The sequence below is a fragment of the Streptomyces synnematoformans genome (genome assembly GCF_039531005.1).
GTDB lineage: Bacteria > Actinomycetota > Actinomycetes > Streptomycetales > Streptomycetaceae > Streptomyces > Streptomyces synnematoformans.
Genome location: NZ_BAAAPF010000247.1, coordinates 1 through 10,718 on the forward strand (window position 1 = coordinate 1; position 10,718 = coordinate 10,718).

The 10,718-nt window shown below is 77.5% G+C and carries 10 protein-coding genes; all 10 read right to left on the bottom strand.

Features of this window, described 5'->3' with window-relative positions:
- Positions 1-142: 142 nt before the first annotated feature.
- Positions 143-787: a 4Fe-4S single cluster domain-containing protein gene (locus ABD317_RS27345; RefSeq protein WP_344292973.1), complete on the bottom strand. Its 645-nt coding sequence runs from the start codon at positions 785-787 to the stop codon at positions 143-145.
- On the bottom strand, positions 784-1,842 hold the full coding sequence (locus tag ABD317_RS27350; protein ID WP_344292975.1) for a protein kinase domain-containing protein: 1,059 nt from the start codon (positions 1,840-1,842) through the stop codon (positions 784-786). The genes ABD317_RS27345 and ABD317_RS27350 overlap by 4 nt, the downstream gene beginning before the upstream one ends.
- Before the next feature lie 2 nt (positions 1,843-1,844).
- The gene (locus tag ABD317_RS27355) at positions 1,845-2,660 is read right to left on the bottom strand and encodes a protein phosphatase 2C domain-containing protein (protein WP_344292977.1); all 816 of its coding nucleotides are present in this window, start codon (positions 2,658-2,660) and stop codon (positions 1,845-1,847) included.
- Positions 2,661-3,428, bottom strand: coding sequence for a vWA domain-containing protein (locus ABD317_RS27360; protein WP_344292979.1), 768 nt, complete (start codon positions 3,426-3,428; stop codon positions 2,661-2,663).
- Positions 3,425-3,637, bottom strand: coding sequence for a hypothetical protein (locus ABD317_RS27365; protein ID WP_234019840.1), 213 nt, complete (start codon positions 3,635-3,637; stop codon positions 3,425-3,427). Before ABD317_RS27365 ends, ABD317_RS27360 begins: the two co-directional genes overlap by 4 nt.
- Positions 3,638-3,775: 138 nt before the next feature.
- A complete protein-coding gene (locus ABD317_RS27370) occupies positions 3,776-4,876 on the bottom strand; it encodes a macro domain-containing protein (RefSeq protein ID WP_344292981.1) in 1,101 nt (366 codons plus the stop codon).
- A gap of 59 nt (positions 4,877-4,935) precedes the next feature.
- Positions 4,936-5,613, bottom strand: a complete 678-nt coding sequence (locus ABD317_RS27375; RefSeq protein WP_344292983.1) for an RES family NAD+ phosphorylase — start codon at positions 5,611-5,613, stop codon at positions 4,936-4,938.
- Complete coding sequence (locus ABD317_RS27380) at positions 5,613-6,320, bottom strand: hypothetical protein (RefSeq protein ID WP_344292985.1); 708 nt, start codon at positions 6,318-6,320, stop codon at positions 5,613-5,615. Before ABD317_RS27380 ends, ABD317_RS27375 begins: the two co-directional genes overlap by 1 nt.
- Positions 6,317-9,724: a CHAT domain-containing protein gene (locus tag ABD317_RS27385; protein ID WP_344292987.1), complete on the bottom strand. Its 3,408-nt coding sequence runs from the start codon at positions 9,722-9,724 to the stop codon at positions 6,317-6,319. The genes ABD317_RS27380 and ABD317_RS27385 overlap by 4 nt, the downstream gene beginning before the upstream one ends.
- Before the next feature lie 33 nt (positions 9,725-9,757).
- Positions 9,758-10,402: a hypothetical protein gene (locus tag ABD317_RS27390; protein WP_344292989.1), complete on the bottom strand. Its 645-nt coding sequence runs from the start codon at positions 10,400-10,402 to the stop codon at positions 9,758-9,760.
- Between the last annotated feature and the right edge of the window lie 316 nt (positions 10,403-10,718).

A 10,718-nucleotide genomic window follows, 5' to 3' on the forward strand; every position in this document is an offset into this window, starting at 1 on the left:
GCCTCCCGGGCGAGCCGGGCCCGTTCGGCGGCCCGCTGCTGCTCCCGGGCGCGGCGCCGCGCCTCCCGGCGCCGGCGCTCCGCCGCCTCCCGCCGGGCGTACGCGGCGCCCACGCGGACTGTGCTGTACTTCGGCGATCCGCTCATCGTTCCCTCCGGGCTTCGGTGTGCAGCACGAACCCGCGTGCCGCGAGCCGGTCTTCGAGTCCCTCGCGGAATCCGGGTGCGGGCGGCACGCCCGCCCACGAGACGGATCCGTCCGGGCCGACGGACAGTTCGATCCCCGCGGTCGTGTCCGGGCCGGCCAGCGCGTGCGCGTAGCGGTCGGTGAGCGGGATCAGCCGCTGGTTGGCCGAGCCGCGCCAGTGCAGACTGCCGTGCCGCGCCGCGACGTACGGCCCGTCGACCAGCAGGTCCAGCCGGGCGAGCAGGGCGCGCCGGTCGGGGCCGCCGCGCCGCAGGGCCTCGTGCCGGAAGCCGGAGTACGCCATCGCGCCGAAGTCCGGGCGCTCGGCGCGTACCGCGTCGAGCAGCTCGGCCAGGGCCCGGGCCTGGCTGAAGGGCTCGCCGCCGGACAGGGTCACGCCCTCGATGCCGTCCAGACCGCACAGCCAGCCGGCGACCTCGGCGACGGGCCGGGCGGTGCCCCCGTCGAACGGCAGCGTCTCCGCGGCCACGCAGCCCCGGCAGCGCAGCGGGCAGCCCTGGACCCAGACGACCGCGCGGGTGCCGGGGCCGAGGACCGTGCAGCGGTCCAGCGTGCGGGCGACGGAGAGCAGGCCGGTCACGCGTCCTCCCGCGGATCGTCGGGGTAGCTGTCGAAGCCCTGCCCGGCCTGGTCGCACCACGGGCACCAGGGCCGCTCCACGGTGTGCACGTGCCGGGCGTTCACCGCGCACACCTTCAGCCGGCCGGGGGCCAGTTCGGCCGCGAGCGACCGGGCCCAGCCCGCCGCCGTCGGCCGCCGCCCCGCGGGCGCGAACGCCGCCCGGAATCCCTCGGCGAGCGGTCTCGGCAGCAGGTCGGCGGGCGGCGCCGAGCGGGGCAGCAGCACCGACGTGCGGTCGAGGAGCCGGCAGCGGCCGTGCACGACGTTGTCGTCGTACGACGTGTAGTCACGGAGGCAGCCGCCCCCGGCCGGGTGGCCCGCGAACGGGTGCAGGCCGGCGACGAGCAGCTGATGGACCAGGACGGCCAGGGCGAAGTCGTCCGACGCGCTGTCCGGCGGGGCGCCGGCGGGGGCGGCGATCCGTTCCGGGGCCGTGTAGCCGGGGGTGCGCATACGGCCGGCGAAGGTGTCGCGGCCGTCGGTGAACTGCCAGGAGTCGACGTCGGCCATGCCGATCCGCCCGGTCTCGTCGACCCACAGGTTGTCGGGCTTCAGGTCGCCCACGACGTACCCCTCGGCGTGCACCCGGGCCAGCAGCCGGGCGAGGGCGAGGGCGGCGCACAGGGCGGTCGCCCAGGTCGCCGCGGGCAGGTGGGCCCGGCGGGCGTGCGGGTCGAGGAGGTGGCTGAACGGCTGGTAGGCGTGGCGCATGTCGGTCATGACGTAGCCGTCGACACGCTCCGGTCCGCCGCCGGCCGTACGGACCGGCACCAGCGGCCACGACAGCCGGACCGGCGTGCCGGAGAGCAGCTCGACGGTGCGTGGTTCGCGGCGCTGCCGTACGAGGCGGGCCACCCGGCGCCGGAACGCCTCGGGGTCGGGCGGATCCGGGACGAGCTTCGCGACGAGCGGGCGGGTGTCCTCGACGCCGTACACGAACCCCTCCGAGCCGCTGCCTATCTGCTCGGTGAGCCGCCAGGCGCGCCCGTTCCCGGACACCACGGTCAGCGCCACGGTCACCGCCCCTCGACCAGAGCGCACAGCAGGGTCAGGTCGTCACCGGTCCGGGCGGCCTCCGGCCCGGAGAGCAGCCGGCGCAGCGGCCCGGCGTCGCCGCCGGACGCGCGGAGCGCCGCCGCCACGCCGGCGAAGAAGCGCCCGGCGGGCAGCGGGCCGGCCGCCGGCGGCAGCCCGCGGCCGGACGGGTGGTCGAGGGCGAGGGCGGCCAGGCCGTCGGTGACCACGGCGACGCCGCCGAGTTCGGGTTCCCAGACCGCGAACGTGCGGATGCGCAACCCGGCGGCGGGGGAGGAGAGGAAGGCGGCCGGGCCGGCGGGCGGTGGGAGGACCAGGTGGCTGCGGTCGTCGCGGGTCAGCAGGGTGCCGAAGCCGTCGCCCAGCGAGACGAACGCGACCCAGGGCGGGGCCACGACCGCCGCGGTCAGGGTGGCCGCCAGGGCGCCCGGGTCCGCCGGGCCGGCCCTCGCCGCGCCGGGGTCCCCGGGGCCGGGCTCCGCCGGTCCTGAGCCCGCGCCCAGCACCCCCGACACCGCCCGCAGATACTCCCCGACCACCCGCCGCCCCCGTCCGGCGATCCACCGCGTCCACCGCTCCGGGGCCGCCGCGCCGTCCGGGACGTCCCGCGCCAGCAGGCGGCACGCCGCGTCGACCGCCAGATGGGCGCCCAGCGCGCTGCGGTCCCGGCTGCCCGCGCCGTCGGACACCGCGAGCACCGCCGCGCCGCCCAGGTCGACCGCCTTGAACGCGTCCTGGCAGCCCTGCGCTGCGGCGAGGTGCGCGGTGCCCTGGACGGCGGCGCCCGCGATGATCACCTAGAGGCTCCTCTCCAGCCTCTCCATGCGCGCCAGCCTGGCTGCGCGCTCCTTGATGCGCGCGTGCACGCCGTCCGCGTCGTCGTCTGGGAAGCTGTCGTCGGTGCTCTGGAAGAACAGGTCGATGATCCGGCCGAAGTCCAGGTGCGCCAGGGCGAAGGTGCCCTGCGGCGCGAGGACCCGGAGCATCGGCATGTCGGCGTCGCGCACCCCGACCACCTGGACCACCCACTCCCGGTCCGCCTCGCCCCGGCGGATCCGCTCCGCGGTGTCCGCCAGGCCCGCCTCGTCCAGCGGGCGGCCCCGGGCGTCGCTGGGCGCACCGTCGGTGAGGACCCAGACGAAGGGGCGCCGGACGGGCACCCGCTGCTCCTGGAGGGCGCGGTAGCGGTGGCGGGCCAGGTCGAGGGCCGCCTCCACGGCCTCCGTCAGCCGGGTCAGGCCCCCGGCCCGCAGGGTGGGCGGCCGCAGGTCGTGCACCGGCACGAAGAGCCGGCCGGCGTCGGCGTCCCCGACGGGGACGAGGCCGCCGGGCTCCGGGTCGTGGACCCGTACCGCGGAGTCGAAGGTGAGGAGGCAGACCTCCACCCGGCTGCGCAGCCGCTCCTGCTTCCGGATCCCGTCGAACCAGCGGGTCAGCGCCTCGTTCAGCTCGTCGATCCGCGGGTGTTCCGCGGGCCGGCCCATGGACGCGGAGGTGTCGAGGAGCAGGACGACGGGCTGCCGCTCCCCGTACCCTTCCCCGACCTCGATGCCCTGGCGGCTCATCCGTCCTCCGCTTCCGGGCCGGCGTGCGCCACCAGCCCCCGCTCTCCCTCGCCGAGGCGCACGGTGACGGGCGTGCCCGGCGGCACTCCGGCCGGCTCGGGACGCATGCGTAACAGGACGCCGTCGACGAGGACGTACGCGTCCGGAGCCGGCCAGGTCACCGTGCGACCCGCGCGGCCGTGCGCCCACCGCACCATCCCGCCGGTCATGCGACCACGGTATGGGGCTTCGTCACCGGCATGTCTGGTCCTTACGAGAATTGACGCACCGTCGGGACATCGGGACCGGTGCACGGGCCGCCCGGGGGAGTTGCCCCCGGCACCCGTCCGGGCGGCCCGCACGTCCAGTCAAGCGGACCGGCCGGGCGCCGACCGGTCGTGGCCCGGGCGGGTCCTGGACGCCGTCCGCTCCACCACGCGGGCCGCCTCCGGGTCGCGGACGACGACGTGCACGTCCCAGGGGGCGCCGCGGGCCAGCTCCGCCTCGACGGCGCTCCACACCGCGGCCGCGCTCACCCGGTACGGCAGCCCGCCGCGCCCCGAGCCGAGCAGCGCGAAGCACACCGACCGCAGCGGCGGCGTGTACCGGTCGTGCTCCTCGGCCAGCAGCGCGAGCGCGCGCGAGGCGGCGCGCGTGACGTCGGCGGGCAGCACGTCGTAGTCGTTCGTGCCGGCCCGGGGCCGGGCCACGGCGGCGTGGTAGATGCGCCGCACGCCCTGCTCGGCCATCGCCCCCGCGCCCGTCGCCGCCACCGTCCCGGGGATCACCGGGCGGCCCGACGTGCCGTGCCGCGCCGTCCACCTGCGCAGCTCGTCGTGGACCGGGTCGTCCAGCAGGTCGCCGGTCACGCCGCGCACCGAGGCGGCCCGGCGCAGCGAGGCGGAGACCGACGACTTGTACGGCTCGGGCAGCGCGAAGTACGTGTTCACCGGGGAGACCACCGCGTCCACGTCCCGCAGCAGTTCGACCGGGTGCAGATGGAGCGTGAGGCGCACGGGCCGGTCGCCGGCCAGGACGTCCAGGGACCGGTGGGTCTCGGCCGGCCAGTCGGTCTCGTCCGGCTCGCCGCCGCCCTCGGCCAACTCCACGATCTGCCCGGCCACCTGCTCCAGGACCATCACCTCGTGGTGCTTGCGGAACCGCTCCTCGCTCACCCGGTACACCTCGGCCGCACGGGCCCGGCGGGAGGACGCCGGCCAGTCCCGCGTGCCCTGCGCCAGCCCCAGCGTGTACTCGGCCGCGGTGCGCAGCGTGCCCGCGTCGAGCCGCTCGACCGCGCGGCGGAGCAGCGCCTCCACGGCGCCCTCGCGGGTGCGTGCGGTCACCAGCAAGGCCGCGGCAGCCTCCAGGGAGGGCAGCTCACGGCCTCGTAGTCGCAGCAGTCCGGCACGGCGGACGGCCCGTAAGTCCACGAGGACTGACGCGGTGTCAAGGAGGGGCGCTGCCATGGCGACCACCATGGCACCCGCGCCACGGGCGGACAAGCGAACGGTGTACGCGGACGCGGTCAGCGGTGCAGCGGCTCCCGGATCGCCGCACGGAGCGGCTCCAGCAGCTGGTTGGTCTCCTTGATGCCGTCGGGGGAGCCGAGGTCGGCGATGGTGCGGTACGACAGGGGGGTGAGCGGCCCGTCCGCGAGGTCCGGCAACCGGTCCCCGAAGAGCACCATGGCCCGCCCCGACGGGTTGCGCTTCGAGTCCCAGACCATCCCGGCGGCCTCGGGGGCCTGGACCCGCAACTCCCGCGCCCAGCCGCGCGTCTGCTCGTAGTGCTCCCTCCCCTCGCTCTCCAGCAGGCGGCTGTCCTGGCAGACCGCGGCGAGGGCCGTGCCCGTGCACAGCGAGACGAGCTTCAGCTCGCACCGGGTCCGCAGCACACTCAGGGACCTGCCCCGCGCCCACGCCCACGGCACCAGCCGCACGCCGCTCACCGGGTCGAAGTCGACCGAGCGCAGCAGGGTCTCGGCGAGCGCGGTCTCCGGGTCCTGCGCCGCGTACAGGCTGGGGTACGGGTCGGCGGCGGTGCCGTGGAAGCGGCCGGGCGCGGGGTCGCGCGGGTCGAACGGCTTGAACTCCTCGGGCGCGAACCGGGACGAGTGCCTGCGCCACAGCTGGGTCCCGGCGGGCAGCACCTCCCAGTGCGGGCGGAAGCGGTACGCGGCGGGCGCCGCGGTATCGTCGCGCATCAGTCCGCCTCCACCAGCGCGACGGCCGCGTCGACCAGGTCACCGTCCGGCCGGACGCCCAGGAGCGCGGCGGGCGGACCGCCGTCCAGCCAGCAGTTGGGGCTCAGCCACCAGTCGGCGGCCCCCCACGGGTCCGCGTCGGCGTGCAGCACGCGGTTGACCTGCAGGACGACCAGGTACGGCCCGTCGCCGGGCTCGAACTGGAACTCCGGGTAGCGGTCCCCCCGGTCGGGGTCCACGAGGAGGATCAGGTCGGGCGGCGGCGCACCGCCGCAGCGCGTGCGGGCCGCGGCGGCGGAGAGGGCGGGGACCTTGAGCAGCCTGCGCTTGACGGCGGCGATGATGGCGGCGGTGTCGGCCGCGGTGCCGGGGGAGCGCGGCGGGTCGGGCGGCCCGGCCGCGAGCCGGGCCAGCAGGGCCCGCGTCCGCTCCACGGCCAGCCGTCTGTCGGGCGCCGCGGCGATGAGCCGGAAGGAGTCCAGTCCGGCCCGGACCGGGTGGTCGAACGGCAGCGGCAGCAGGCCGAGCCGTACGCCCTGGAAGGCGCGGCGCACGGCCCTCGCGTCGTCCGGCGGGGTGTCGGCGAGGGCCCGCAGCCGGGTGAGCAGCAGCTCGTACTCCTCGTCCGTCAGCCGGTCGTGGATGCTGTCGAGATGTTCCTCGACGAGGCCGAGCACGTCCGCCCCGCCGTCCGCACCCGTCGTCATACGGTCTCCTCTCCCCGGCCGGGGTGCCCCTGGTGGATGAACGCGGCCCAGAGGGAGGGGCGTCGGAGGTCGGGCCGGCCGATGTCCGACCGTAGCGTCCCGCTCAGACAGCCGGGGTCCTCCCGGTCCGGGTCGAGCATCCACAGCTGCGCGGCCCGCAGGGCGTCGACGGGGCTGCGGCCGGCCCGCAGATGGTGGTGGAAGACCGCCATCAGCAGGATCGACGCACTGTCCTGGACGGTCCACCGCGACCCCACGACATCACGTGCCCCGCCGGCGACGAACGCCGTGGTGAGGGTCAGGGCCTCGTCGTGGTCGCGGGTGCTCAGGTCGGTTTCGCAGGCGCTCAGCACGATGAGCGGGCCGTCCGGCCGCTCCTGCCCGTCGGGCACCGGACGGTCCAGGAGTCGGGTCACGGTGAGCCGGCCCCGCTCGTCGGCTCCGGTGGCGGCGAGGTGCAGGGCCGACTCCGTCGGGCGGACGCCCGCCATGCCGTGGGTCGCCAGATGCACCATCGAGTGGTCCTGGGCGAGGAGGGCCAGCAGCTGGGCGGGGGTCCCCTCGGGGACGGAGCCGGGCGGGAGGGTGCCGAAGTCGCCGTACAGCCGGGCCCCGGGGTAGAAGGTGTTGCGCAGGTGCAGGACCTCCGGCTCGGCGTAGGCCAGGTCGAGGGTCGGGTCGGCGACCAGGGCGGGGGCCGAGACCGGATCGCGCGGCGCGCGCCCGGCCGTACGCAGGAACTGCCTGCCGGAGGCCGCGTAGGTGATCACCAGGGCCTGGCACAGGTAGTCGTACGGGGCGCCCTCGGGGAAGCGGGCCGCGTGCCAGGGGACGACGCCGAGGCGGCCGCAGGGGACCAGGGCGACCCGGGGGGTGCGGCGGTCGGCCGCGTCGCCCGGGAGGTGCTCGTCCAGCCCGGCGAGGACGGGGGCGACCACCTCGTACGCCCAGTCGCACAGCTCCGCCAGGGCGTCTTCCCGGGCCTGGGCCGCGGCCCGGCGCGCCCCCTCGTCCGCGTGCTCCCCGGACAGGGCGGCGGCCGCGTCGAGATACCGCTCCAGCGGGCCGCCGGCCGACTCGGCGAGCGCGGGCAGCGCGCCCACGCCGACGCCGATCTCCGGCCCCACGGCCAGCAGCATGCCGGGGGCGTCGCCGCCGCTGCCGGGGACCAGGTAGATCAGCGCGTCGGCGCCGGCCGCGTCCACGCCGTCCGCCAGTTCCTGCAGGGTGGGGGCGCCGAGCAGCCCGCCCCGCTCCCGGTAGCCCAGCTCTTCGAGGGCCTCCCGGCGCAGCGTGCTGGGCAGTTCGGCGGGCGGCCCGGTGTCGTCGGCGGCGCCGGACTCCCGCCAGGCGGCGGCGAGGTCGTGGCGGCCGCGCTCCGCCAGCAGGTCGGGTACGGCCCGGGAGGTGGCCGCCGCCTGCAGCACCAGGGCCCGGCCCGTCTCCAGGGCGGCGACGGCGTCGCCCACCCGCCCGTGCACGGCGGCCCACAGCGCGGCCCGTACCCCGAGGGAGGCGCCGTGGCGGGCGGTGGCCAGGCGGTGTTCCGCGCCCTGCTGGAGGAGGACGTCGGCGGCGAGGGCGGCGAGGGCCTCGTTGGCGGCGTCGGTCGCGGCGCCGGCGTCGGTGCCCCGGTCCGGGCCGGACGCGGCGTCGGCCTCGTGCGCGACGTCCGTGTTCCGCTCGCGGAGCCAGCGGGTGCGGTAGGCGTCGGCCAGCGACCACAGCGCCCGGGCGGCGACGCGCGGGGCCCGGCCCTGCCGGATGTGTTCCCGGAGCCGTTCCAGCGTGGTGACGGCGGCGTCGAGGTCGTCCGGGTCCCGGGTGAGGTGGTAGCGGGCTTCGAGTTTGTTCGCGGCGGAGTGCAGCTCGTGGGCCGGGGCGTCGGGCGGCGGCACGACCCGGTCGGGGAGGCCCGCCGCGTCGCCGGTGAGGAAGGAGCGCACGGCCGCGATCTCGGGCGGCGTCGCGAACGCCTCCCGCACCTCCGCCGGGAGGTTGCTGTTCTCCGCGCCCGCCCGGCCGGCCTCGAAGTCCGCGAGGCCGGCCAGGAGCAGCTCCTTGTCCAGGGTGGCCCGCCCGAGCGCGAGACGCGCCAGGGCCCGGGCGACGAGGACCGCGAAGCGGAAGTCGTGGTCCTCGGGGGTGGCGGCGACCAGTTCCGAGGCCCGGGCCTCCAGTTCGCGCAGCCGCTCCTCGTCCTGGTCCTGGTCGGCGGCGCGGATGTCGGTGAGGAGGAGCACTTGGTCCGCCATCACCGCGAAGCCGTCGGCCATGGGGACCGAGCGCTGCGACGCGCGCCTGAGGTAGTCCGCGATCGCCCGGGTGTGCGTGTGACCGGCCTTCTGGTCCGCGAGGGTGCCGCCGGCGCCGTCGCTCATGGTGAGCAGCATGGCCATCGTCCCCACGAGGGCGTCCTTGTCGCCCGTTCCCTCCGGCAGCCCGTCCAGCGCTGCGCGCAGCCGCGCGAGCTGCTGGTTGAGCGCGGCCGGGTCGCCGCCGCCGGCGTGGTCCACGAAGTCCACGGACGCGGTGTGGACGGCCTGCCAGGCGGCGAGGAGCCGGCGGACGTCCTCGGGGGTACGGGGCACGGCGCCGGTACCCGCCGCGGGCCCGCCGACGCCCGAGCCGGCGCCGGCACCGCCGCCCGTGGCCGTACCCGTGCCCGTACGCGTACCGGGCCCGGCGGGAGGCGCGGCGGACGGCGCCGCGCCGCCGGCGAACCGCGACATCAGGTCCGTCAGCTGCCGCCGCAGATGGGCGACGGCCGGTGAGCCGTCGTCGGGCAGGAGGGACGTGAACAGGTCGGTGAGCCCGTCGGCGGACGGCTCGGCGAAGAGGTCGCGCAGCCGCAGCAGGGGCCGCAGCGTCTCGGGCGGCAGCGGGAGTTCGGCGGCGTCGGCCACCAGCTCCCGCACCTCGGCCGTCAGCGGGGCGATCCCGTCCGGCCCCGCCCGCACGACCATGTCGAACAGGGCGGTGACGTCCGGCTCCGGCGCGAGCCCGCCCAGCATCTCCTGCAGCGGCAGCGCGTGCGTCAGCAGGAACAGCGCCGCCCACCGCCGGTCCTCGGCGCCGGCGGCGGCCCCGGTCTCCGTCGCCGGGTCCCGCACGTGCCGTAACAGGCCGCCGGCCCGCTCCCGGTCCGCGGGCGACCCGCCGCCGGCGCCGTGGCGCAGGGTGAGGGCGCCGCCCAGCCACACGGCCACCGAGCAGCGCAGCCGCGGGTCGTGGTCCAGCAGCCGGTGGAGTTCGTCGAGTTCCGCGACGGACTCGTGGTGGGCGCGGGACAGCCGGGCGGGGGCGTCCGGCTTCGGCAGCAGTTCCTTCGCCCGCCCGATCGCCTCGTCCGCCCAGGCCCGGACCGCCCGGACACCCCCGCTCTCCCCCGCTGCTCCGCCCACCGGCACTCCTCGCGTCCGCGACCCCGACGACCCCTACCGGACTCCATGATGACGACGCGCCCGGCACGACGACGCCCGAACGCCGATCCGCTCCGGCGCACCGGTACGGACGGAGAGCGCGTGCGGCGCCGACGGGCCCGGCCGCGCCGGCGGCCCCGGGGCCGCCAGGTCCGCCCGCATCCCGCGCCGCAGCTCCCGCAGCTGGTCCCACAGCGCGTCGACCTCGCCCCGGGCGGCGTCGAGGGAGTCGCCCGGGCGGGGCACGCCGTCGTCCAGGCGCCGGAGCCGGCCGTAGAGCGTGCCGAGCGCGTGCGTGACCTCGCCGGCCGCGGCGAGTACGGCGTCGGGCAGCAGCAGCTGGGCCCCGGCGTACACGTCCCGGTGCAGGTCCCTCGCCTCGGTGAGGCGCTGCCGGACCGCGCGCGCGTCCTCCCCCCGCGCCAGCGCGTGCAACTGGTCGGTGAGGGCCGCGAGGTACTGCCGGGAAGCGGCGTTGAGCGCGACGCAGCAGGCGCGCCGCTCCCCGGCCTCCTCGGCCCGCGCCCGCGCCCGCTCGACCCGCTCCTGCTCCCGGATCCGGCTGTGCTCGGCCGCCCGCTGGGTGAGCAGCGCCGACACCAGCGTCCCGACCACGCCGACGACCGCCACGAGCAGCGCCCCCGCGCCGTTGACGTCCATCGCCCCACCTCTCCGCGTCGCGTCCCCCTCCAGCGAACCGCCGCCGTACCGCCCGCGGAAGCCCGCGCCCGGGCGCCGCCCAGCCTTCGACCGGGGCCCGCCCGGCTGTCCCTACCGGGGGGAGCTGGGTAGCCTGGCCTCTTCGTGCGCCCGCTCCGTGCGGGCCCCTGCCAGGCGAGCGAGGAGACCGCGCATGAGCAGCTCCGCCCCCGCGGTCGCCCGCCGTCCCCGCGGGGGCGCCGGCGGGCGGGGCGCGGTCGTCGCGGTCGTGCTCACGGTCGCCGCCGTGCTCGGGGCCGGCGCCGGGCAGGCCGGC

Coding starts and splice junctions, on each gene's coding strand:
- ABD317_RS27390 (WP_344292989.1), bottom strand. CDS start 10,402: ATGGACGTCAACGGCGCGGGGGCGCTGCTCGTGGCGGTCGTCGGCGTG.
- ABD317_RS27375 (WP_344292983.1), bottom strand. CDS start 5,613: ATGCGCGACGATACCGCGGCGCCCGCCGCGTACCGCTTCCGCCCGCAC.
- ABD317_RS27365 (WP_234019840.1), bottom strand. CDS start 3,637: ATGACCGGCGGGATGGTGCGGTGGGCGCACGGCCGCGCGGGTCGCACG.
- ABD317_RS27370 (WP_344292981.1), bottom strand. CDS start 4,876: ATGGCAGCGCCCCTCCTTGACACCGCGTCAGTCCTCGTGGACTTACGG.
- ABD317_RS27380 (WP_344292985.1), bottom strand. CDS start 6,320: ATGACGACGGGTGCGGACGGCGGGGCGGACGTGCTCGGCCTCGTCGAG.
- ABD317_RS27360 (WP_344292979.1), bottom strand. CDS start 3,428: ATGAGCCGCCAGGGCATCGAGGTCGGGGAAGGGTACGGGGAGCGGCAG.